The sequence below is a fragment of the Ancylobacter polymorphus genome (genome assembly GCF_030813495.1).
Classification (GTDB): domain Bacteria; phylum Pseudomonadota; class Alphaproteobacteria; order Rhizobiales; family Xanthobacteraceae; genus Ancylobacter; species Ancylobacter polymorphus.
Map to the genome: position 1 here is coordinate 87,409 of NZ_JAUSUI010000008.1, position 23,222 is coordinate 110,630.

At 69.0% G+C, this 23,222-nt stretch carries 20 protein-coding genes; 15 read left to right on the forward strand and 5 right to left on the reverse strand.

Annotated features, from left to right (window positions below; genetic code table 11):
- The first annotated feature begins 30 nt into the window (after positions 1-30).
- The 11 genes from J2S75_RS17940 to J2S75_RS17990 all read left to right on the forward strand — a co-directional run bounded on the left by J2S75_RS17940 (position 31) and on the right by J2S75_RS17990 (position 12,947).
- Positions 31-774, forward strand: a complete 744-nt coding sequence (locus J2S75_RS17940; protein ID WP_307021868.1) for a MotE family protein — start codon at positions 31-33, stop codon at positions 772-774.
- Positions 771-1,502 carry a flagellar basal body L-ring protein FlgH gene (gene flgH / locus J2S75_RS17945; protein ID WP_307021870.1) on the forward strand — a complete coding sequence of 244 codons (732 nt, stop codon included), beginning with the start codon at positions 771-773 and terminating at the stop codon, positions 1,500-1,502. Before J2S75_RS17940 ends, flgH begins: the two co-directional genes overlap by 4 nt.
- A 12-nt stretch (positions 1,503-1,514) precedes the next feature.
- A complete protein-coding gene (locus J2S75_RS17950; RefSeq protein WP_307021872.1) occupies positions 1,515-2,018 on the forward strand; it encodes a flagellar basal body-associated FliL family protein in 504 nt (167 codons plus the stop codon).
- Entirely contained in the window at positions 2,015-2,803 is a 789-nt protein-coding gene (fliP, locus tag J2S75_RS17955; RefSeq protein WP_307021874.1) for a flagellar type III secretion system pore protein FliP, read from the forward strand. Before J2S75_RS17950 ends, fliP begins: the two co-directional genes overlap by 4 nt.
- 298 nt (positions 2,804-3,101) lie before the next feature.
- On the forward strand, positions 3,102-4,355 hold the full coding sequence (locus tag J2S75_RS17960; RefSeq protein ID WP_307021875.1) for a flagellin N-terminal helical domain-containing protein: 1,254 nt from the start codon (positions 3,102-3,104) through the stop codon (positions 4,353-4,355).
- A gap of 233 nt (positions 4,356-4,588) precedes the next feature.
- Positions 4,589-6,238 (forward strand): flagellar basal-body MS-ring/collar protein FliF, encoded by a 1,650-nt coding sequence (fliF, locus tag J2S75_RS17965; RefSeq protein ID WP_307021877.1) that lies wholly within the window; start codon positions 4,589-4,591, stop codon positions 6,236-6,238.
- Complete coding sequence (locus J2S75_RS17970; protein ID WP_307021879.1) at positions 6,238-6,900, forward strand: hypothetical protein; 663 nt, start codon at positions 6,238-6,240, stop codon at positions 6,898-6,900. Before fliF ends, J2S75_RS17970 begins: the two co-directional genes overlap by 1 nt.
- A 6-nt stretch (positions 6,901-6,906) precedes the next feature.
- A complete protein-coding gene (locus J2S75_RS17975; RefSeq protein WP_307021881.1) occupies positions 6,907-8,160 on the forward strand; it encodes a MotB family protein in 1,254 nt (417 codons plus the stop codon).
- Positions 8,157-10,316 carry a MotC family chemotaxis protein gene (locus J2S75_RS17980; RefSeq protein ID WP_307021883.1) on the forward strand — a complete coding sequence of 720 codons (2,160 nt, stop codon included), beginning with the start codon at positions 8,157-8,159 and terminating at the stop codon, positions 10,314-10,316. Before J2S75_RS17975 ends, J2S75_RS17980 begins: the two co-directional genes overlap by 4 nt.
- Positions 10,313-12,370 (forward strand): flagellar hook-length control protein FliK, encoded by a 2,058-nt coding sequence (fliK, locus tag J2S75_RS17985; protein WP_307021885.1) that lies wholly within the window; start codon positions 10,313-10,315, stop codon positions 12,368-12,370. The genes J2S75_RS17980 and fliK overlap by 4 nt, the downstream gene beginning before the upstream one ends.
- Positions 12,315-12,947, forward strand: a complete 633-nt coding sequence (locus J2S75_RS17990; protein ID WP_307021887.1) for a lytic transglycosylase domain-containing protein — start codon at positions 12,315-12,317, stop codon at positions 12,945-12,947. Before fliK ends, J2S75_RS17990 begins: the two co-directional genes overlap by 56 nt.
- A 2-nt stretch (positions 12,948-12,949) precedes the next feature.
- Here J2S75_RS17990 and J2S75_RS17995 read toward each other — a convergent pair whose 3' ends face one another.
- Complete coding sequence (locus J2S75_RS17995) at positions 12,950-13,672, reverse strand: protein phosphatase CheZ (protein ID WP_307021889.1); 723 nt, start codon at positions 13,670-13,672, stop codon at positions 12,950-12,952.
- A 185-nt stretch (positions 13,673-13,857) separates the two neighbouring features.
- Here J2S75_RS17995 and J2S75_RS18000 point away from each other — a divergent pair, with 185 nt between their 5' ends.
- Positions 13,858-14,241 (forward strand): response regulator, encoded by a 384-nt coding sequence (locus J2S75_RS18000; protein ID WP_244450456.1) that lies wholly within the window; start codon positions 13,858-13,860, stop codon positions 14,239-14,241.
- Between the two features lie 317 nt (positions 14,242-14,558).
- A complete protein-coding gene (locus tag J2S75_RS18005; protein WP_307021892.1) occupies positions 14,559-15,233 on the forward strand; it encodes a response regulator transcription factor in 675 nt (224 codons plus the stop codon).
- 33 nt (positions 15,234-15,266) lie between these two features.
- Here J2S75_RS18005 and J2S75_RS18010 read toward each other — a convergent pair whose 3' ends face one another.
- The 4 genes from J2S75_RS18010 to J2S75_RS18025 form a co-directional block, all read right to left on the reverse strand.
- The gene (locus J2S75_RS18010) at positions 15,267-16,067 is read right to left on the reverse strand and encodes a response regulator (RefSeq protein WP_307021894.1); all 801 of its coding nucleotides are present in this window, start codon (positions 16,065-16,067) and stop codon (positions 15,267-15,269) included.
- 153 nt (positions 16,068-16,220) lie between these two features.
- Positions 16,221-16,613, reverse strand: coding sequence for a response regulator (locus J2S75_RS18015; RefSeq protein WP_307021897.1), 393 nt, complete (start codon positions 16,611-16,613; stop codon positions 16,221-16,223).
- Positions 16,610-18,484 (reverse strand): sensor histidine kinase, encoded by a 1,875-nt coding sequence (locus J2S75_RS18020; RefSeq protein ID WP_307021899.1) that lies wholly within the window; start codon positions 18,482-18,484, stop codon positions 16,610-16,612. The genes J2S75_RS18015 and J2S75_RS18020 overlap by 4 nt, the downstream gene beginning before the upstream one ends.
- Positions 18,465-18,956 (reverse strand): putative pterin-binding protein, encoded by a 492-nt coding sequence (locus tag J2S75_RS18025; protein WP_307021901.1) that lies wholly within the window; start codon positions 18,954-18,956, stop codon positions 18,465-18,467. Before J2S75_RS18025 ends, J2S75_RS18020 begins: the two co-directional genes overlap by 20 nt.
- A 443-nt stretch (positions 18,957-19,399) precedes the next feature.
- Between J2S75_RS18025 and J2S75_RS18030 the strand changes: the two genes are divergently transcribed.
- Both J2S75_RS18030 and J2S75_RS18035 read left to right on the forward strand, forming a co-directional pair.
- The gene (locus tag J2S75_RS18030; RefSeq protein ID WP_307021903.1) at positions 19,400-21,508 is read left to right on the forward strand and encodes an ATP-binding protein; all 2,109 of its coding nucleotides are present in this window, start codon (positions 19,400-19,402) and stop codon (positions 21,506-21,508) included.
- 58 nt (positions 21,509-21,566) lie between these two features.
- Complete coding sequence (locus tag J2S75_RS18035) at positions 21,567-23,042, forward strand: methyl-accepting chemotaxis protein (protein ID WP_307021905.1); 1,476 nt, start codon at positions 21,567-21,569, stop codon at positions 23,040-23,042.
- Positions 23,043-23,222: the final 180 nt, after the last annotated feature.

Sequence of the window (23,222 nt, forward strand, 5' to 3'; positions counted from 1 at the left end):
CCGCAGGGCGCATCGGCCGGGAGTTCCCGCATGAGCATGATACTGGTCGTCTCGCATCTCGCCGCCCTCGCCGTGGGCTGCCTGCTCGGGCTGCTTTCCGCCGCCCTCTGCTTCGCCGCCCGCGACAGCGAGCCCGGCGGCGAGGATAACGAGGCGGAGGCGGTGGGCTGGACGGTACCCGCCCGCCGCCTGCCGCTGCCGAGGCGCGACGGCGGCGCCGGCATCGTCAAGGCGCTGGTCATCGTCGCGCTCGCCCTTGGCACCAGCTTTCTCGGTGCGATGAGCCTGCGGGCGGAGCCGGCGCAGGCCCCGGAGGCCGCGGCGCCCATCGCCGCCTCGCGCCCGGCGCCGCCGGCGCCCAAGGGCGACAATGCCGACCAGTATTGCGAGGCGATGGTCGACGCGGTGCGCGATGCCCGCTTCGCCCGCCAGCGGGCGGCGCTCGCCGCGCTGGAAAAGGACATCGAGGACCGGATCGCCCGGCTGGAGGCCAAGCGCGCCGAATTCGAGAAGTGGCTGACACGGCGCGAGGAATTCCTCAACAAGGCGGACGCGGCGGTGATCGCGGTCATCTCGCAGATGCGCCCCGACGCCGCCGCCGCGCAGCTCACCATCATGGGCGACGACCCCGCAGTCGCCATCCTCGCCAAGCTGAATCCCCGCGTCGCCAGCGCGATCCTCAACGAGATGGAGCCGGCCCGCGCCGCCCGCCTCACCGGCGTGATGGTGGGAATCGCCAAGCGCCCGCCGCCCCCGGATGGAAAATCATCGTGACACGCACCCGTTCGACGCTTCCCCTCACGGTGTCCCTCGTCGCGCTCGCGCTCGGCGGCTGCCAGAAGACCTATGACAGCCTGGCCTTCGGGCCGAGCCTCACCCCGGTCGGCTATGGCATCAACCAGCCGACCGACCCCATTCCCATGAGCTTCCCCGCGCCGCCCAAGCGCAGCTTCGCCTCGACCTGGGACCAGGGCACGCAGAGCATTTATCGCAGCATCCGCGCCAGCAAGGTCGGCGATGTGGTGACGGTGACCATCGTCATGAACGACAAGGCCCAGTTCGACAACCAGACCGACCGTTCGCGCAAATCCGCGCAGCAGGCCGGGCTCGATGTCGCCGTCGCCGCCGAAGGCTTCGGCTGGAGCGGGGCGGCCGGCTCGGCCATGGGCGACCTCACCATGAACTCGGACACCGCCGCCAAGGGCAAGGGGTCGATCGACCGCTCGGAAAAACTGCAGGTCCAGATCGCCGCCGTGGTCACCGAGGTGCTGCCGAACGGCAATCTCATGATCAGCGGCTCGCAGGAAATCCTGGTGAATTACGAAGTCCGCGTGCTCAACGTTGCCGGCATGGTCAATCCGCTCGATATTTCCGGCCGCAACCTCATCTCCTACGACAAGATCGCCGAGGCCCGCATCTCCTATGGTGGACGCGGCCGGCTCATGGATGTGCAGCAGCCCGCCTGGGGCCAGCGCATCTATGATGTCGTGGCGCCGTTCTGACGGGGGCGGGCCATGGCATCCAAGGCAGCCGCCGTCAAAGGCGACGACAAGAAAAGCGGTGGCGGGCTGATCGTGCCGCTGGCCATCCTCACGCTCCTCGCCGCCGGCGGCGGCGGCGGGCTCGGCATCCAGCTCGCCTCCAGCGTCGAGAAGACGGTAAGCGAGAAGGCGAAGGAAAAGCCGCCGGAGCCCGACACGCCGCCGCTGAAATATGCCGGCACCGATGTGGTGATGGAGCCGATGAAGGCGATCGTCTCCAATCTCGCCGCGCCCTCGCAGACCTTCGTGCGTATCGAGGCTGCGATCATCTTCAAGAAAGACGCGCTGCCCGACCCGAAGATCGCCGTCGCGCAGATCCGCGACGACATCATGGGCTATCTGCGCACGCTCTCGCTCAGCCAGCTGGAAGGGCCGAGCGGGCTCCTGCACCTGCGCGAGGATTTGAACGAGCGCGCCAAATTGCGCACCGAGGGCAAGATCGACGAACTCATCATCGAGACGATGGTGGTGCAATGAGCGCGTTCTTCCGCCGTTTCGCCCGGCCCCTCGCGGTGGCCGGCCTCGCCGCTGCCGGCGTTTTCGCCAGCGTCGTCCTCGCCGCGCCGGCCTTCGCCCAGTCGCTGCCGGGGCTGAACGACCTGCTCCAGCAATCCGGCGGCGGGGCGGCGAGCGGGCGCATCGTGCAGATGATCGCCCTGCTCACCGTATTGTCGGTGGCGCCAGGGCTGCTCATCACCGTCACCAGCTTCACCCGGCTGGTCATCGCTTTGTCCTTCCTGCGCTCGGGGCTCGGCCTGCAGTCGACGCCGGCCAATCTGGTGCTGATCTCGCTGTCGCTGTTCATGACCTTCTATGTCATGGGCCCGACCTTCGACCGCGCCTGGCAGCAGGGTATCCAGCCGCTGACCGAGAACCAGATCACCGAGCAGGAGGCGCTGACGCGGGTGGCGGCGCCGTTCCATGACTTCATGATGTCGCAGGTGCGCCCCAAGGACCTGCAGACCTTCGCCGATCTCGCTGCCGCCAACGGCCAGGCGCCGGCGGCATCGGAGGACAAGGTGCCGCTGCGCATCCTCATCCCCGCCTTCATGATTTCCGAGCTGCGGCGCGGCTTCGAGATCGGCTTCCTGATCATGCTGCCCTTCCTGATCATCGACATGATCGTGGCGACGCTGGTCATGTCGATGGGCATGATGATGATGCCGCCGGCGGTCATTGCCCTGCCGTTCAAGATATTGTTCTTCATCCTGATCGACGGCTGGAATCTTCTGGTGGGCGGTCTGGTGCGCTCGTTCTACTGACGCAATTCAGAGATCGACGGATTCACAACAGGGCGGGGCGGTGCGCGCGAGCGGGCCGCCCCGCCGGCGTTTTGCCGGCTTCGCATCGGGCTGTCGGGCCCAGTGCCGGATGCAAGCCTCGCGCAAGCTTGCCGTGCGAAGGTCGTTTCATGGCAGATTGATTGTCCGCCCGCTCAGGGCCGGCACTCGGATCGCGCTTTCGGGCCCGATCATCAAAGGCATGATGCCGCCTCTGCCATGCCGGTGTAAGCCCGGTATGTCCCGTGAAAAAACTCACATCAACTCAAGGGACATTCCTATGACCAGCCTGATGACCAACACGTCCTCCATGGTCGCCCTGCAGACCCTGCGGACCATCAACTCTTCGCTCGACGAGACCAATAACCGCGTCTCCACCGGCCTGCGCGTCAATTCGGCGTCGGACAACGCGGCCTACTGGTCCATCGCCACCACGACCCGCTCCGACAACGGTGCGCTCGGTGCGGTGAAGGACTCGCTCGGCCTCGCCAAGTCCTCGGTCGATACCGTCAACACCGGTCTCGACACCGTCCGCAATGCCTTGCAGAAGGTGAAGGAAAAGCTCATCACCGCCGCGTCCCCGGACGCCGATCGCGCCAAGCTGCAGACCGAAATCGGCAGCCTGCTCGAAGAGGTGAAGAACAACGCCAAGAGCACGGTTATTTCCGGCAGCAACTGGCTGTCGGTGGATTCGAGCGAAGCCAACTACAATGCCAACAAGGCGGTGGTTGCCTCGTTCTCCCGCACCGGCGACTCGGTGCAGGTCGACACGATCAACATCGACACCAGCAAGTTCAAGCTGCTGGATTCGAACACCACCGTTCACTCCGCGGTCGACGCGGCGGTGACCACGGCGTCGGCGACCTACTCGACCGCCGCCACCACGGCCACGACCGCCTACGACACCGCGAAGACCACGGCGACGACGGCCTACGACACCGACATTGCGGCCGCCGACACGACTTTCGCCGGCAGCGCCATGGACGCCGCGGCTGTGGCCGCCCGTGACGCCGCTTATGCGACGGCGAAGAACACCCGTGACAGTGCCTTCACCACCGCCGAAACCACGAAGAAGACGGCCCTCGACGGCGCGGTTCTCGCGCTGAAGAACTCGCTGGGCGCCTCGGGTACCGATAACCTCGGCATTCTCGACAAGTCCCGCGTGGCCGCCACGTCCAACGGCAAGGCGACGGTCAGCTCGATCATGGATATCGACATTTCCAAGCTGACCTCGAGCCAGAACGACCTCGACCAGATCGCGAACTACACCTCGATCGTCGATGCCGCCCTGACCGACCTTACGGATGCGTCCACGAGCCTCGGCTCCACGGCCAGCCGTATCGAGTCGCAGACCAACTTCGTGCAGGCGTTGCAGGACGCCAACAACCGCGCCATCGGCTCGCTCGTCGATGCGAACATGGAAGAAGAGTCGACCCGTCTGAAGGCGCTGCAGACTCAGCAGCAGCTCGCCGTTCAGTCGCTCGGCATCGCCAATTCCAGCTCGCAGAGCGTGCTCAGCCTGTTCCGCGGCTGATACGGCCGGGCTCGCGCCCGGTTTCCCCGACCCCGCCGCCGTGTTCCACGGCGCGCCTTGGGCCACGCTTCGCCTCCCAGGAGCGTGGCCCTTTTTTTCGCGCTTCCCCGCGCAACGCTCAGGCAAGCTCGCCGACGCACTCTCCTCCCGACGGAACGGCCCTCCCCACTGGCGGGCCCCGCGCGCGGCCCGCGCCAAGGGCCCTTCGCATCATCTAGGGAGCGGGAGAGCAGATGTTCGCACGCCAGCAGCTCGACATGCTTCTGAGCAATCTGCGGCAGCTCGGCGCCCGCCGCCTGTTCGCGCTGGCCATGATCGGGCTGGCGGTGCTCGCCGCCATCGGCCTCGGCGCCTATTATCTCAGCCGCCCCGCCACCGAGACGCTCTACGCCAATCTCAGCCGCGAGGACGTGACCCGCATCGGCGCCGCGCTGAAGGATGCCGGCATTTCCTTCGACGTGAACGCCGATGGTACGGCCGTGCTGGTCGCCCCCGCCGATACGGCGCGCGCGCGCATGCAGCTGGCGGAAAAGGGCCTGCCGCAGAGCTCCAGCTCGGGCTACGAACTGTTCAACGACGTGAACTCGCTCGGCCTCACCTCCTTCATGCAGGAGGTGACGAAGGTGCGCGCGCTGGAAGGCGAACTCGCCCGCACCATCCAGACCATGAAGGGCATCAAGGCGGCGCGGGTGCACATCGTGCTGCCCGACCGCGCCTCCTTCCGCCGCGACCAACAGAGCGCCTCGGCCTCGGTGGTGATCCGCACCGAGAACGCGGAGGACGGCACCTCGGCGGAGGCGATCCGCCATCTCGTCGCCGCCGCCCTGCCGGGCATGAAGATCGACGCGGTGACCGTGCTCAACACCGAGGGCGCCATTCTCGCCTCGGGCGACGATCCGGCCAATGCCTCCTCCGGCAAGAAGGCGATGCTGCAGGAGCAGATGAACCGCGAGACCGAGGCGAAGATCCGGCGCGCGCTCACCCCCTATCTCGGCATCGACAATTTCCAGATCAGCGTCACCTCGCGCCTCGACATCGACCGCGTCACCACCAATGAGACGACCTACGACCCCGCCTCCAAGACCGAGCGCTCGGTGCGCGTGGTCAAGGAGACCGGCACGTCGCAGAACCGTTCCAAGCAGGCGGCGGCCTCGGTGCAGCAGAACATACCCGGTCAGGCGGCCGGCGGGGATGCCGGCAACAATTCCAATGAGGAGACCAACCGGCGCGAGGAACTGACCAATTTCGAGATTTCCTCGCGCAGCACCGAGACGGTGCGCGAAGGCTTCACCGTGCAGAACCTGTCCATCGCCATTCTGGTGAACCGCGCCCGGCTGGTGCCGGCGGAGGGGGCGGGCGACGGCGCCGTGCCGCTGGAGACGCAGATCTACGAGATCGAGCAGCTCGCCGCCGCCGCCTCCGGCTTCGACAAGGCGCGTGGCGACAAGCTGAAGGTCTCCGCCGTCGGTTTCGCCGATGGCAATGGCGAGCTCGAACCCGTGGCGGCGCTGCCCTGGTCGGAAGTGCTGATGCGTCAGGCCGGCACGCTGGTGAACGCCGCCACCATTCTCATCGTCGCCGTCCTGCTGATCTGGTTCGGCCTGCGCCCCGCCGTGCGTGCCATCGTCGCCCGGCCCGAGGAAGCGGAACTGATCGAGACCGCCATGCTCGCCGGCACGGGCGGGGCGATGGGCGAATTGCCGGCGCCCGAGGGCGGCGGCGCTATGACCCCCGGCGTCACCGAGCCGGTCAGCCTGATCGAGGACCTCACCAGCAAGATGAACCGTTCGCCGCAGAAGCGCCTGGAGCAGATCATCGATTTCGATGAGGAGCAGGCCGCCGCCATTCTGCGGCAGTGGCTGCAGCAGGAGGCGCGGGTCTGATGCGGGCGCTGATCGACCATCTTCCCGATTATTCCGGCCTCGCCCCGCGCGCCGCCGAGCCGGCGGCTCCCCGCGCGGGCGAGGCGCCGGCGCGTCCCGCCGCGCCGCATCCGGCGTCGCCTATAGCGGCGCCGATCCCCGCCGCTCCCCCGGCGCCGGACCTCGCCCTGCTGGTGCAGGAAGCCGAGGCGGCCGGGCGGGCGGCGGGTGAAGCCGCGGCCCGCGCCCGCTTCGACCGGCAGCGCACCGAGGACGCCGCCCGGGCCGAGGAGCGGCTCGCCGAGGCGCGCCGCGCCTGGGCGCAGGCGGAGAGCGAGCCGCTGGCGCAGGCCCTGGCCGAGGCTCTGGAGCAGTTGGGCGAGGACCTCGCGAGCCGGCTCGGCCGGGTGATCGCCCCCTTCCTCGCGAGCGCCCTGCGCGAGCGCGTGCTCGCGGACATGGCGAGCGCGATCACCCGCGCGCTCGCCGACGGCACCACGCCGCTGCTGCACGTGCGTGGCCCGGCGGACCTTCTTGAGGGGCTGCAGGCGCGGCTCGATCCGCGCGCGCCGGTGTGCTTCGAGGCCGGGACGGGCGGCGAGATCGTCGCCGTCGCCGGCGCCACTACGTTCGAGACGCAGATGCAGGCCTGGGCCGCACGCCTCGCCCTGGCGCAGGAGTAGGCGGCCATGGCCGGTCCCGAACACCAGGAAATGATCATCATCAAGCGCTACGAGGAAGATGAGCACGAGCATCATTCCAGCGCCTGGAAGGTCGCCCATGCCGACTTCATGACGGCGATGATGGCGTTCTTCCTCATCATGTGGCTGATCAACGTCACCGACAAGGATGTGCGCAAGGCGATCGCCAATTACTTCAATCCGGTGAACCTTGCCGACAGCGTGAGCGAGCGGAAGGGACTGAACGATCCCGAGGACGTCAAGGATGTCGGCACCTCGGACGATGGCGACCAGATGTCCGCGCTGAAGGACACGGTGGGCGAGAACACCGGCAAGGGTGAGGAGGTGCAGCAGGGCCCGCGCGAGGCGGCGCTGTTCCAGGACCCCTATGCCGTGCTCGCCGAGATCGTCGCCGATGCGCCGCCCGGCACGCCGACCTCGCTCGACGCCCCGATCGGCGTCAATAGCGAGCCGGGCACCGGCAGCGGCGATGCGACGCGCGACCCGTTCGACCCGGTCTATTGGCAGATGACTTCCACCCGCAAGGCGCAGGCGACGGCGCCCGGCACCGCCGGTATCGGCGCGCCGCAGGGCGCACGGCCGGATGCGGGCGCCAAGCGCGACACGCCCAACCCCGCCGTCGAGGGGATGGATGGCTCGCCCGCCGGCGGCCCGACGCCGGACTCCGCCCGCGCCGGCGGCGTTGCCGGGGCGACCAAGGCCGCCTCGTCGGCCCCCGACGGCGACAGCGCCAAGGCGGTGGCGGCCAATGGCCCCGCCCGCACCGAGGGCGCGCAGGGACCGGCGGAAAAGCTGGAAGAGCAGATCAAGGCCGACCTCGCCGCCGCCATGGGCGGCGCCACCGGCCCGCAGGTGACGGTGCGCAAGACCGGCGAGGGCACGGTGATCAGCCTGACCGACGACCTCGACTTCTCCATGTTCCCCATCGGCTCGGCGGTGCCGGATGCGCGCATGGTCGCCGCCATGGCGCGCATCGCCCAGACATTGAAGGACCGGCCCGGCGATGTGGTGATCCGCGGCTATACCGACGGGCGGCCCTTCCGCTCGCCGACCTATGACAATTGGCAGCTCTCCGCCGCCCGCGCCAACATCGCCCATTACATGCTGGTGCGCGGCGGACTCCCGGAAGGGCGTATCCAGCAGATCGTCGGTTTCGCCGACCGCAATCTCAAGAACAAGGCCGACCCCAACGCGCCGGAAAACCGCCGGATCGAGATCGTGTTGCAGGAGCCCGCCCGATGAGCCGCGTTGCTTTGTCCGCCACACTCCTCGCCGCGCTGCTGCTCGCCGGCGGCCCGGCTCTGGCCAAGGACCCTTGGGGCGAGGTGCGCCCAGCCGATGCCGCGCCGGCCGATGCGGGCGGAGAGGCGACGGGCGATGGCGAAGCGCTGCCCGCGCTCACGCCCGTGGTGGTGCCCACACCCCTGCCGAAGCCGGCGGTGATGCCGCCGGCGGCGCCGCGCCGGATGCCGCTCGAGGCGCCGCGCCCGCTGCCGCGCCCCGCCGATCTCGCGGCGCAGGCCCCGGCCGCTGCGGTCACGGCCTTGGTCGAGCCGGGCACCGCCGACCCCGCGCCCGACGCGTCGGCGCCCGCCCTGTCGGCGCCGCTCCCGCCCGCGCATCCGGCACTGGCAGCCGAGGCGCCGGTGTCGCGGGTGGCGACGCTGCGCGTGCCGCTGCCCCCCGCGCGCCCGGCTCTGGGCGGGGCGGAAGCGCGGTCGCCGGTCGCCTTCCAGACCGCGCCCGTGGAAACGCCGATCGCGGCGCCGACAGGGGTGGCGGCGCCCGCGCCGACCCCTCAGCCCTTCGCGGGGCTTGTGCCGGCACCGGCGCTGCTCGCGTCGGAGGCGGTCGGGCCGGACACTTTCGTTTCGCTGGCCTTCACCGCCGATTCCTTCGATCCCCGCTCCTTCGCCCCGACCGTTTCGGCGGCTCGCGCCGCGGCGGCCGCGCCGGCGCCGTCCCCGGTCGTCTCTCCGGCGGTCGTCTCGCCGGCGGCGGCGCCGATGGTCGCCCCGGCTGTCGCGCCGGCGGTCACCCTCGCGGCGCCCGAGGCCCCCGCCGCGCCGATGGCGGAGCCTGATCTTCCGGAGCCGATGGAGCGCACGACCGCGCTGCTCGCCCTGCCGACGCTTGCCGTGTTCTCGTCGGCGCAGGCGGCGGAAGCCACGGCGCCGGAAGCCGCCGCCAAGGAGGCGCCCGCCAAGGATGAGCCCGCCTCCGCCGCCAATGCTCCCGAACTGCCGCCCGCGCCGCCGCTCTACCGCGAGGTGCGCGAGCTCCAGCGCCTGCAGGACCGTATGGCGGCGGGCGAGCCGAACGCCCTGACGGCGCAGAACGCGCTGATCGCCCGCATCGACCAGAGCTTCCGCGCGGCGGATGCCTCCGCCTGGAACGACCCGCAGAACGCCCGCGCGCTCATCGTCTTCGCGCTGAGCGGCGGCGGGCCGGGCGTGCTGCGGGCGGTGCTGGGTCAGGGCGCCAGCCCCGCCGTCGATGAGAGGCTGCTGCGCGGCACGCTCGCCTATCTCGAAGGCCGTGAGCCGGAGGCGCTGAAGCAGCTCGGCGAGATTGATGCGCGCCAGCTGCCGGACAGCCTCGCCGGCCAGGTGGCGCTGGCGCAGGCCGCTTTGTGGGTGCGTCGCGACCCCCCGCGCGCCTCGGTGCTGCTGGGCCGCGCCCGCCTTTTGGCGCCGGGCACGCTGGTGGAGGAGGCCGCGCTGCGCCGCGAGATCTTCATCGCCGCCCAGGCCAACGAACTCGCCAGCTTCGAGCGCCTGACCTCGACCTATCTCGCCCGCTACCGGCACTCGGTCTATGCCGGCAATTTCCGCCTGCGCTTCGCCGCCGCGCTGACGCGCATGAGCTTCATCGACAGCGCCGACGAATTCCACCGCGTCCACGAACTCCTGGCCCCGCTGGAACCCGAAAGCCGCCGCGAGGTCGCGCTGCTCATCGCCCAGGCGGCGCTGGCGCAGGGCAAGACCACGGCGGCGGCGCTGGCCTCGGAGCTGGTACTGAAGGGCACGGTGTTCGGCAGCCTGGAAGCCGACCGCGCCACGCTGTACCGCGCCGCCGCGATCATCGCCGCGCCCGGCCGCTTCGACGAGGCCAGCGCGGCCCTCGCCAGCATCGCCCGCGAGCGCTTCGGCAGCGAGGATGCGCGGCTGCTCGGCGCGGCGCTGGCGGTGGGCGCGTCGATCAGCGATGCCGTCAATGTGCCGGTGCCGCCGCCGGCCGGGCTCGGGGGCGAGGCCGGCGCGCCGGAAGCCCAGGGGCCGGTCGCCCCGGAGACGGGCCAGGACGGCGGCCAGGACGCCATGCCGCCGGCCGTGCTTGCCTCGGCCCAGGCCGCGCTTGAGGCCGCCGACAAAGCCCTGGGAGACGCGCCGCTATGATCCCGGTTCCGCTCAACGCCGCCCGCACCGCCACCGCCGACGATTTGCCCGGCCGCGCCGAGCGCGGGGACGGCGGCGACGCGTTCGCCGCCCTGCTCGCCGAGCTGGATGGACGGCCCGCCGCCGCACCCGAGGCGTCGGCGCCTTCCGCCGGCCCGCGAGCCGAACGATCCACGCTGCCGGCGCCGCGCTTCGGCGCGCCGGTGCGGCTGGAGGCGGCGGAGACGACGCCCGCTCCGGAGCAGGCCCCGGATCAAGCCGCCGTGCCCGCCAACCCGATTCCCGGGACGGAGCGGCCGCCGGCGGCGATGGACCTCGGCGCGCTGCTCGCGCGGTCCGCCCGCCCGGCCGCCGTCGTGCCGTCCGCCGCCCGGCCGTTCGGCGAGCCGCCCGCCAGCGGCGCGGGTGAAACGCCGCGCGAGAACGGGCCGGCGATGCCCCGGTCCACCCCGGCCGCGGAAACTGCGTTGGCCCGCCCCGCAGCGCCCGGCACCGTGGCGCACATCCTCTCGACGCCGGCAGCGCCGTTGCCTGCGTCGCCGTCCATTCTCCCCCTGCCGAACGGGGAGGCGGAAACGGTGGCTCAGATGCCGTCCGCCGCTCGCCCCGACCGAGACGCCGAGGCGGGGGAGGGCGCGCCTGCTCCCGCCGCCCCGCGGTCGATGGCCGGTGACGAGACCTCCCCCCGCCCGGAGCGGACCCGGCCCTCTTCGTCACCGGCGCCGGTGCGCGCCGATGCCACCCGCCTGTTCTCCCCGCGGCCGGAGGCGACGCCCGCATCCTCGGAGGAGGATGGCGCGCCGCGTCCTCTCCCGGTCGAGGCCGGTCGGTCCGCGCCCGCGCGGTCATCCGATCGCCCGGAGGAACGGACACCCGTCGTACCGGCGGCTGCGAACGATGCGGCGCCCTCAACGTCCCCGCTGCCGGCGGCGATGCTCGCGACCCTGCTGCCCGCCCCTTCGGCGCTGCCGCAAGAGGCGGATGTGCCGGAAGGCACGAGCGACTCGGCCATGGTCGCGACGCTGGAGGAGGGGGCCACGCCGGACGAGGCGCCGGTCCCCAGCGCCAAGGTGGTGTTGTGCGAGACGCATTTCGCGCCGGTGCTGCCGCGCGAGGCCGGGCCGACGCCGCCTGCCGTGCCCGACCAAACACCGGCCGCGCCCCGGCCTTCCCTCGCGCTTCCGCAGGCGGCGGAAGCGGAGGCGCAGGCGGCGGCCGTTGCGGTCCCGGCGGCCACGGTCGCAGCGGCTTCCGCCTCTGCCGCTTCCGCCTTGGCCGCCTCCGAAGGGCCGGCGTTCGACCGTCCGGTGCCCACCTCGAACGAGCGTCGCCCCGCTGCGCGCGTTGTCGACATATCCGCCCAGGCGGGCGAGGCGCCGCCGCCGTCCACCGACACGGCTCCGCCCGAGGAACGCCCCGCCGCGCGGATGCCGGTCCGGGCGACCGCCGGCGCGGAGAGGGTGCGCGGCGCGTCCGAGGTCGCGACCGAGACGCCGACCCCCGCCCCGGTTGCCAGCGACACCGCCGCCACTCCCGCGCCTGTCGCTGCGCCGGCGGGGGCCGCTCCGTCGCCAGCGGCGGTACAGCTCGGCAGCATCCTTGCCGAGGCCGTTCGCGCGGAAGCGCCGGGCTCTTCCGCCGCTGGCGCGGCCATACCGGCGCGCGGCCCGGTGCGTGTGCTGGAAATCCAGCTCCGCCCGCTGGAACTCGGCCTGGTGACGGTGCGGCTGCGCACCGGCCGCAACGGTCTGGAGATCCACGTTCATGCCGCGCGAGCGGAGACGGCGCACCTGCTGGAGCAGGACCGCGCCAGCCTCATCGCCACGCTGGCCGATGCCGATGCCGGCCCGCTCGACCTCACCATCAGCCAGACCGGCCTGCCGCCCCGCCTCACCGGCGAGGACGCCTTCGCGCCGGTGGACTGGGAGCGCCGCGAGGGGAACGGGTCCCGCGAGGGGAATTCCGGCGATTCTGACCCGCGCCGAAGGAGACGACAGGATGAAGATGCGGCTTTCCGCGCTGCTGATGGCGGCGCTGCTGACCAGCAGCCCTGAGCTTGCCGCCGCGCCGAACGCCTCGGCGACGCAAACGCCCCCCAGCACGCCTGCCGGCACGCCCGCCAGCGCGGCGGCCGGGGCGCGCCTCGGCGTGTGCGAGGCGGCGATGGCGCGCGCCTCGGCCAAACATGGCGTGCCGCTGGCGATACTCTATGCGGTCGGCATGACCGAGACCGGCGGCAATGGCACGCTGCAGCCTCTGGCGATGAATGCGGGGGGGAAAAGCCATGTCGCCACGAGCCCCGCCGATGGTGCGCGCAAGCTGGCGGAGTTCAAGGCGCGGGGGGTGAACCTGGTCGATCTCGGCTGCATGCAGATCAACCATCGCTGGCATGGCGACCAGTTCGCCTCGGTGGCGGAGATGTTCGATCCGGAGCGCAATGTCGACTACGCCGCCCGCTTCCTTGCGGAACTGCGGCAGCGTCATGGCAACTGGACGATGGCGGCGGCCCGCTACAATGCCGGGCCGAACAATGATCCGGCGCAGAAGCGCTATGTCTGTGCCGTCATCCGCAATCTGGTCCGGTCCGGCTTCGGAAGCTGGACCGCCCAGTCGCGGGCCTTCTGCGCCTGATCTCAGGCGAAGAGGGAGTCGATGTCGTCCTGCGAGACGACGTTCTCGTCATCCGCCAGCGCCGGCCCGTTGAGCAGGGCCTCGTCGCCGGTGCGCTCGGAGGCGATGGTCTCGGCGATGCGCGAGACTTCCTCCTGCCCGCCCCAGATGTTGGACATGCGCGCGACCCGCTCCTCGATGAAGACCATGAGGTCCACCACCTTGCGGATACGCTGGCCACTGATGTCCTGGAAATTGCAGGCCTCAAAGATGCGGGTGGCATAGCTGTGGATCGCCTGCGCCAGCATCTTGTGGCTGCCTTCCAGCTCCGCCACCAGCGAGATCGCCGCGCCGTCGATGTTCTCGGCCATCTGCAGAATGTCCTCGGTCGCCGCCTCGGTATCCGCGACGACGGCGTCGAGCTCGTCGGTGGCGCGGTTGAAGCGTGCTCCCTTGGCGCCGCCCGCCTGCAGCGTGGCCAGCTCGTTCTTGGTGTTGTCGATCGCCTGCCGGATCGATTCCACATCCATCAGCATGGCGTGGCGCGAGCATTCGGGATCGGCTTCGGGGCAGCGGCGGTCGAACCGCGCGATCACGCCGCGCAGCTCGTGCAGCTCTTCCAGCACACGGCCTATCTGGGCGGAGACGGAGCCCTGCATCGTCATCGAGTTGGCGACGTGCTTCTCTCCCGCCCCATTGTGTCGTTCATTCGCTTCAATCCGGAACGGCCGCCGGGCAGACGACATGTAAATTCTCCCATTAACTCGCAAGTTTTCGATGATTTCTTATAGTTCAAAGCCAAAGGCCTGAGAATAACCCTAGGTTTCGGCCTGCAAGCTTCGCGCAAGCATTGCAATTCAGAACATGAACCTACGAAAGGGCGGCATGTGGCTGTCCCGTGGAACTTGTTAGCTGAGGGACGGAGCGCTTTATGGCCGTGGATTTGTCGATGCCGGTTCTTGTAGTCGACGATTACAAGACCATGGTCCGCATCATTCGCAACCTGCTGAAGCAGATCGGCTTTGAAGACGTGGACGAGGCGTCCGACGGCGTCGAAGCCCTCTCCAAGCTGAAGGAGCGGCAGTACGGGCTTGTGATTTCCGACTGGAACATGGAGCCGATGACGGGCTACGAACTGCTGAAGCAGGTGCGCGACGACAGCGCCCTCAACGCGCTGCCCTTCATCATGGTCACGGCCGAGGCGAAGTCGGAAAACGTCATCGCCGCCAAGAAGGCGGGGGTGAACAACTACATCGTCAAGCCCTTCAACGCGCAGACGTTGAAGAGCAAGATCGAGACGGTGTTCGAAGGCTGACCCCCCGCGCCGCCGGCCCGGCACACGCGCAAGACGTGCATTGCGCCGGGCATGTGTGAGCGGGCGCAGCCCGGATCGATTCACATCGGATGCATCTCACGCCGCCGCCCCTCGGCTTCCCCCGAGGGGCGGCTTTGGCGTTGCCGCGACGCGGCCTGAGGCGGCGATACCCGCCAGAATGGAAGGAAACCCACTCCAACCCTGAAGCAACTCGGCTTGAGTGGAGATATTTACCAAAATAGTCCTTTGGCCAAGGACACGTGCAGGCAGCAATCACCGAATTGCATGACTGCAGGTTCAAGGCAGGGGATTGAATCATGTATGTCATCGTCGACGACCGCTCTATTGTTGCCGAAAGCTATGTTTCCAGCTTTTCGCGGGAGGGTTTTTCCAGCTTCGGCCTCAATGAAGACGAGTTCAAAGGCTGGATCGAGAGCGCTTCGGAAAATGATATTGCTGCGGTGGAAGGTTTTCTGCTCGGCGATTTCGAGCGGCGCCCGACTTACCCCGAGATGATCCGCTCGCACAGCGCCGCGCCGATCCTGGCGCTGAGCGACCAGAAAAGCCTGGCGCAGACGCTGGAACTGTTCACCGCCGGCATTGACGACGTGGTGCGCAAGCCCGTGCATGTCCGCGAGATCGTCGCCCGCACCGATGCCATCTGGCGGCGCGTCAACGCCAATGCCGCCCCCGCGGCGGCGCGCGAGGACCGGCTGAAGGTGTTCTTCGACGGCCGTGACCCGGAGATCGACGGCGCCCCGCTGCCGCTGCCGCGTCGCGAGCGGCACATGCTGGAATATCTGGTCAAGAACGCCCGCCGGCGGGTGACCAAGACCCAGATCTTCAACACGATCTACGGCATCTTCAACGACGATGTCGATGAGAGCGTGGTCGAAGGCCATATGAGCAAGCTGCGCAAGAAGCTGCGTCTGAAGCTCGGCTATGACGTGATCGACGCCAAGCGCTATCTCGGCTACCAGTTCGTCGGCTGAACGCCCGCCGCCGGCCGCCGGCGCGCGGCCGGCTCAGTCCAGGGGAAGGCCGAGGCGCTCGGCCTGGCGCTTGACGAAGGTTTCCATCCGCTGGCGCCCGCTTTCCGTCAGCTCGACGATGATCCGCCGGCGATCGGCGGGGTCGGGGCGGCGCTCGATCAGCCCGGCATCGCGCAATTCATCGATCCGCCGCAGCGCCGTCGTCGTCGGCGCGCCGGAGGCGATGCACAGGCTGGTGACCGAAATCGGCCGGCCGGAGGCTTCCGCCACCGCCAAGTCGAGCAGCATGTCCCACGCCGGGTCCGAGAACAGGTCGGACTGGAAGATGGCGTCGCGGTCGGCGCGCGCGGCCACCAGCGTCTTCAGATAATTTGGCCGGGCCACCGGCTTTTCCGCCATCGGCGCCGGTCCATTGGCCTGCCGGACGCTGTCCTCGACCAGCGAGAAGGCCCGGCGCACCGCCTGCGCGACTTCCTCGGGCAGCAGCGGCTTCTGCAGGAAATCCACCGCATTGAGACGCAACGCGCCCACCGCCCGGTCGAGCGAGGCGTGGCCGGTGATGATGATGGTGGCGAGCGGGCGCTTGCGGCCCATCAAGGCGAGCTTCTGCAACAGTTCGATGCCGTCGATGCGCGGCATTTGCAGATCGGTCACCACCACCTGCAGCTGCTCGTTGCGCTGCACGAGGTCGATAGCTTCCACCGGCGTATTCGCGGTCAGGCTCGGCAGGCCGAGCATGGCCAGCCCCTCGCTCAGTTCGATCAGCACGTCCGGGTCGTCATCGACCAGCAGAACACGCGGCAGTTCCGAATCCACCCCAGTTGCACCCACCATTCGCACCGCCACACGCCCGCTCACGACCAGAAGAATGTCACGCCCGGCGACTGCCGCCAATTGTAAGGTAGTGTTGCGCATCCGTCTTTGGGAAATGACACATCCCCGCGTCGTCACGCGCGCTTTTTCGCCCGTTGCCGATAGGGGCGATGGTCAGGCCGGGGGCGGGGCCACGCCGGCCAGGAAGCTGCCGATATCGTCGAGCACTTCCGTGGGATCGACCGGCTTCACATAGAGGAAATCGCTGTCGAGATCGGCCGCCGTCACATTGTGCATGACATGCCCGGTGATGATGATGACCAGCGCCGGGCAGAGCGCCGGCGGCAGGGCGCGGGCCTCAGCCACCACCTGCCGCCCGTCGACGGCGCCGATGCGCAGATCGGTGATCAGCACCTGCGGCGCCAGCCCGCCGCGCAGCTGCGCGATCGCCTCCTCTGCCGTGATGGCGAGGGCGACATGCCAGCCCAGCGAGGCGAAATACTCGCCCAGCTCGTGGGCGAGTTCTTCTTCATCGTCGCAGATCAGCATACTGCGTGTGGCGTTCATGCGGCATCCCGCGAGGCGTTGATGAGCGAGGCCGGCACAGTGATGGTGAAACGCGCGCCGGCGCCGACATTTTCCGCCACGATGGTACCGTTCATATCACGCACCACGCTGCGCGCGAGCGAGAGGCCGAGCCCGGTGCCCTTTTCGGTCGATTTGGTGGTGGCGAAGGGCTCGAACATGCGTTCCAGAATGTCCTCGGGCACGCCGCCGGCATTGTCCTGCACCGCGATCACCGCGCGCTCCTCCACCTGCCGGATCGATACCTGCACTTCGCGCCGGGCCGTGCCGGCTGCGGCAAAGGGCGGGGCGTCGCCGGTCGCCGGCGCCAGGCGATTATCCCGCGCTTCGCGGCTTTCCTGTGATCCGCGAAGTTCTTGCGTTTCGCGAAGTTCTTGCGTTTCGCGGAGTTCTTGCGTTTCGCGGAGTTCTTGCGTTTCGAAGGCGTCGCGGGCGTTGATCAGCACATTGACGATGACCTGCTCGAACATGGTCTGCTCGCCGAACACCAGCAATTCGGCCGGCACGCCCGCCTCGACCGACAGCACGATGTTGGCGGCGCGGAACTGCTCGGCGACGAAGCCGGCGGCGAGTTCCACCGCATGGCGCAGCGAGAAGGGCAGAAGCTGCTCGGTCGGCATGCGGCCATAGCGGCGGACCTGGTCGGTGATGCGCTTGGCGCGATCGACCTGCGCGGAGATGCGCTCCAGCTTGGCCGCCACCGGCTCCCCGCCCGGCAGCGGGTCGAGCAGGCGGCGGGCATTGGCCACCGCCATCTTGATCACCGCCAGCGGCTGGTTGAGTTCATGGGCGATGGCGGTCGCCATCTCGCCCAGCGTCGCCAGCTTGGCCGCCTGCATCACCTGCAATTCGGCATTGCGCACCTGCGAGGTGTCGACCACCACGATGAGCTGCTGCGGGCGTCGCTCCCACAGCACCGCGCCGACCGATCCGCGCAGCGAGATGATGTCGCCGGGGCTGCGGGCATAGCCCATGCTCAGCGCTCCCCAGCGCCGCGTGTCGGGCTCGCCGGCGGCGGCACGGACCGCCCGGACGAAGCGCGGCCAGGCGGGATCGTCCAGCGAGGGGGAGACCAGGGCGGCGGCGGACGGGTTGATGAAGTTCACCTTGTCGGTGTCCGGGTCGGCCACCACCACGCAGGCCGGCACGGCCTGGATGACGGCGCGCAGATTCTCCTCCATGGCCGCCAGCGCCGCCTGTGCCTCACGCACGTCGTTCAGCCGCATGCGGTCGCGGCGCGCCTGCAGGATGAGCACGGCGGCAAGGCAGGCGCCGCTGACGAACAGCATCACCAGCGGCAGCGCGCCGGGCCGCTGCGCCAAGGCGCGCTCGCGCTGGAAGATCTCCTGATTATAGGCGACGGACTGCATCAAAATGGTCTGCAGCGCCTCACCGAGCGGGTCCAGCTCCTGGCTCAGCCTCTTCAGCTCCCGCGCCGTGCCACCATCCTCCGGATCGAGTTTTCCCACCTCATCGATGATCTGGTCCAGCCGCGTCTCGAAAATCTGCGTCGGGCCGCGCGTGTCGACGATATCGCTCAGCACCCGGCCCTCGTCGGAATCGTAGAGCAGCGGCAGGCGCGAGCGCAGCAGTTCGAGGCGCAGCATCAGCTTGTCCATGCCCAGGGTGCTCGGCACGATGGCGAGCTTGGCGAATTCGGCCTGCGTCTTCACGAATTCCAGCTGCGCCTGATAGGCCACCCAGCCGGAGGAGCGGATCGTCGCGGTGAGAAAGGCCTGCTGACGTGTCTGCAGGACATAGACCAGCGCAGTTGCGAGAAAGAGCGCAATGGACGCGACGACGAGGCCGAGCTTGAGAAGGCCGGGCGAGCGACTATTGCGCGCTAAAATCAATGGACTTGACCTGCCAGACCATGCGCGACTGGTAATATTGCTGCCGCAGCGCCGTATCGGAATCGATAGGGTACATCACCCAGAACGGCCCCTTGTCGCGCACCCGCATGGTCTTGCCATTGATCCGCGTGGTCAGGATGGCGCCGTGTTCCTTCCAGTCCTCGGCGGGAATGGTGGCGACATAGTCGTTGAGCGCTATCACCTTCGCCTCCCGCACCGGCCGGCCGCCCAGCGCCGCGAGCGCGCCGAGCGAGGGGCCGGTGAAGCGCTGCACGCCCTCGGTCCAGGGCGTGCCGGTGTCGATGGTCACCTGGGGAAGCGCGTCGAGCTCGGCCAGCGGCAGCGTCTTCTCCAGCGCGACCTGGCCGTCGGCGCCGATCCAGCGCAGGGTGAGTCCATGCGCGCGCGCCCCCTCCGGCACGGCGAGGCATAAGAGCGCCAGCACGAGCGCGCAGATCAACCTGACCATCATCGTCCGCTCCGTGGAAGAATGCCCGCCGCTCAACCGGCACGAGCACCGCTAGGATCGCACGCGGCCACCGGCCAAGCCTGCCGAATCGCTGCCATTCCGGTGGGGAAACGGCGGAAACCGCTCCATTTTGGATCGAATTGCCGGGGGAAGGTCCGGCGCCGGGCGAAAAATCGCGCCGTCGGTCGAGGAATCGCAAGGAACCGGCGCCGCTTCCGCCATCTCAGGTCGTGCACGCTGCGAACGGGTGCGGAAGATTGCATCCACAGGGCGGGGCGACTAGGACATAATGAACTGCAAGAGTGTCCGGGCGCCACCGGCTCCGAAGACACAGGTGCGGGGTGAGGCGGCAGCGACATGCCCTTTTCGACTTGGCGGCGATGACGTCGGATTCTTCAGCGCAGGCGGTGCCGAACCCGCCCGATCCTTCCGCTGTGCCGGCGAACATGTCCCCGGCCACGCCACTGTGGAAGGGGGCCTCGTACCGGCTGCTGCTCGTGTTCGTGCTGGTGCTGGCCTTCGTGCTGCCGGCCTCGGTGGCGCTGATCGCCATCAAGCTGCATACCGCGCATGAGGAGGAGGTCGCCATCTCCGCCTCGCGCAAGCTGGCGGTGGCGCTGACCTCGCATCTGGAACGCACGGTCGAATCGATCGATTCCTTTCTCGATGGCTTCGCCAACCTGCCGGACGCCGCCTCGCCGGATGAAATCTATTCCCGCCTGCTCACCGCCCGCCTCCCGGCCTCGGTCATCCAGGTGACCTATGTCGACCCCACCGGGGCCGTCGTCGCCAGCAATCTGCTGCCGCCCGGCAGTGGCGTGACGCTGGCGGACCGCGAACATATTCGCGTGCATATGAACGACGATCCGACCGATACCGGCATCTTCATCAGCAAGCCGGTGAAGGGGCGGATCAGCGGCGCCTGGTCGCTCCAGTTCACCCGCGCGCTGCGCGCGGATGACGGCAAGCTGCGCGGTATCATCGCCGCTTCCTACCAGATTTCCGATTTCATCGAGTTCTATGAGAAACTGCTGCCGAAAGGCGACGGCCTGATCGCTCTCGTCGGCTTTGACGGTGTGGTGCGGGCTATCGTTCCGGCGAACCGGCAGGTCGACGGGTTGCAGGCCGCCAACCTCCTCCCGGAGGAGGCGATCAAAGCCGGCGCCGCCAATGGCGCCGATGTCGGCCTCGCCTGGGACGATCAGGGGCGCGTCGGCTATTCCATGCATTCCAACCGTTTCCCGTTCTTCGTGGCGGTGGCGGTGGATCGCGCCGAAATCGACTCCGACAATCACGATTTCCACGTCGCGATCTGGGGCATTGCCGGCGGCCTCAGCCTGACGCTTGCCGCCCTCACTCTTTTCGGCGCGCGGCATGCGCGGCTGGAGCGGACCTATCGCGAGCGGGAACTGAGGGCGCAGGCACAGGAGCGCGAGGCGCAGGTGCTGCAGGCGATCAGCCGGGTGCCGGGCATCCATGTGCTCCATGTCGAGAACGGGCGGGCGGTGCGCATCGGCGAGGCGGCGGACGGCCTGCTGCCGCGGCTGATCGCCGAGCGGGTGGAATCGCCCGAATTCCTCGCCCGCCTGCAGGAGGATGCCGCCCCCTCGGTGGCGATCGAGTATTTCTCCGGCGATGGCGAGGAATTCGAGGTCGGCATGGTCATCACCCGGCTGCCCCCCAACGGACCGGGCCGCACGGATCCCGCCACCGCGCCCGCCGTGGTATTCGCCCTGGATGAGACCGCCAAGCGCCTGAAGGAGAACAAGCTCTACCAGATGTCGAAAATGGCGGCGCTGGGCGAGCTGGTGACCGGCCTCGCGCATGAGATCAACCAGCCGCTCGGGGTCATCCGGCTGGCGGCCAGCAATGCGATTACGGGCCTGCGCAAGGGCCTGCCGGCCGAGCACACCAGCGAGAAGCTGGCGCGCATCGTCCGCCAGGTCGAGCGCATGAAGGCGATCATCGACCATATGCGCATCTTCGGGCGCAAGGACGCGCTCACCATCGACCCCTCCTCGGCGGAAACGGCGGTGGAGGGGACGTTGCAGGTGCTCGGCACGGAAATCCGCCTCGACGGCATCGAACTGACGGCCACGGGCAGCGCCGGCACGGCCCGCGTGCCCTGCCGGCAGGAGCAGCTGGAACAGGTGCTGATCAATCTGGTGCTGAACGCGCGTGACGCCATCCGCGCCCGCCGCCGGCACGAGCCGGACTTTGCCGGCCGCATCGCCATCGCCATCGGCCGCCGCGTGACGGAAGGGCAGGGCTTCGTCGTCGTCACCGTGCGCGACAATGGCGGCGGCATTCCGCCGGCGGTGATCGGCAAGATTTTCCAGCCCTTCTTCACTACCAAGCCTTCCGGGCAGGGCACGGGCCTCGGCCTCTCCGTCAGCTTCGGCATCATCCGCGACTATGGCGGCACGCTCACCGTCGCCGATGTCGAGGGCGGCGCGCTGTTCACCATCGCCCTGCCGGAAGTGCCGGCGGCACCTGCGAATGACGCCGCCATTGCGGGCACCCGGAGCGAGCCTGAAGCAAGCTCCGCCGGTTAGCAAAAGCGGCCCGTCCTGATCGATCGGACCGGCGAACCGCCCCCGACCGGAGATCGGCATGAGCCCCGCCTCGCTTTATTCCCTCAAGCGCCGCTCCTCGGCGCGCGCCTTCGATGCCGCCCTGCTGGACGACCTGCCCGCAGCCATCCTCATGTGCGACCCCCATACGGGCGGGATCGACTACGCCAATGCGCGCTCGAAGGCGCTGTACGAGACGATCCGGCACGCGCTGCCCAAGGCGCCGCCGGAGATCGTGGGGGCCTCGCTCAGCCTGTTCACGCTCGATCTCGCCTCTGCCGGCGGCCGCGCGGCGCGCGGCGACCTCCAGCCGTTCTCGCGGGATGTGCGCCTCGGCGACGAGGTGCTGCGCTTCGCCCTCACCCCGATCCGCAATGCCCGTGGCGAGTGCCAGCATGTGCAGGTGATGTGGAGCGTGGAGACGGCGGCGCTGATCGCCGAGGCCAAGATCCGGCGGCTGATGCAGATGGTCGATCAGATGCCGATCAATGTGATGACCTGCTCGCTCGACGGCTTCATCATCGACTACGCCAACCGCACCAGCCTCGATACGCTCAAGCGCATCGAGCAGCATCTGCCGATCAAGGCGTCCGAGCTCATCGGCTCCTCCATCGACGTGTTCCACAAGAAGCCGGAAATGCAGCGCCACATGCTGGCGGACGCCTCCCGCCTGCCGCACACGGCGCGGATTAGGGTCGGGCCGGAGACGCTCAATCTCTCCGTCTCCGCGCTGATGACGCCCGATGGCCATTATGACGGGCCGATGCTGACCTGGGCGCTGGTGACGGACACGGTCAAGGTCGCCGCCTCCGTCACTTCTGTTATCGAGGAGATGAACCAGTCCTCCGCCGCCATGGAGGCCGCCAGCACCGATCTCGACGATCTCAGCCGCCAGAGCGAGGAGATGACGGCGTCCGTCGCCGCCTCGGCGGTGGAGATGTCGGTATCCTTCGGCGAGGTCAGCAAGCAGATTCACAACGCCACCGCCATGACCGCGCAGGCGGCCGAGCGTGCCACCTCGGCCGACGGGCTGGTCGGCGGGCTGGTGGAGAGCATCGAACGCATCGGCAATATTTCGGCGATGATCGAGCGCATCGCCTCGCAGACCAATCTCCTCGCCCTCAACGCCGCCATCGAGGCCGCCCGCGTCGGCGAGGCCGGCAAGGGCTTCGCCGTGGTGGCTTCCGAGGTGAAGGAACTGGCGCTGCAGACCGCCAACGCCACCAAGGAGATCAGCACCCAGGTCAGCGCGGTGCAGCAGGCGAGCAATGACGCGGCGCGCGCGGTGAACGAGATCACCCACAGCGTCGGCACGCTGCGCGACGTGTTCTCGACCCTCTCCTCTGCGGTGGAGGAACAGAGCGTCACCAATGCCTCGGTGACGCAGAGCATCAATGGCGTCTCGCGCATCTCCGGCCAGATCCGGGGCACGGCGGGGCAGATCGAACAGGTTTCCGATGCCGTCTCCGCGCTTGGCGGGCGGCTGCGCGACGAAGTGAAGGTGCTGACCGCCTGAGCGACGAGCGGGCCGGGCACCCGCGAGACATCCCGTTCCTGCACAACCTCCCAAGGGCCGGCTCTCGCCGGCCCCTTTTTTTCGGGTTCACGCGCCATTCAGGTGCCGCAGGATCGGCCGCTTCCGTCTCGCGCTGGGGAACCTTTTCGCAGCATTTGGCGTTTTGTGCTCGATCCGACA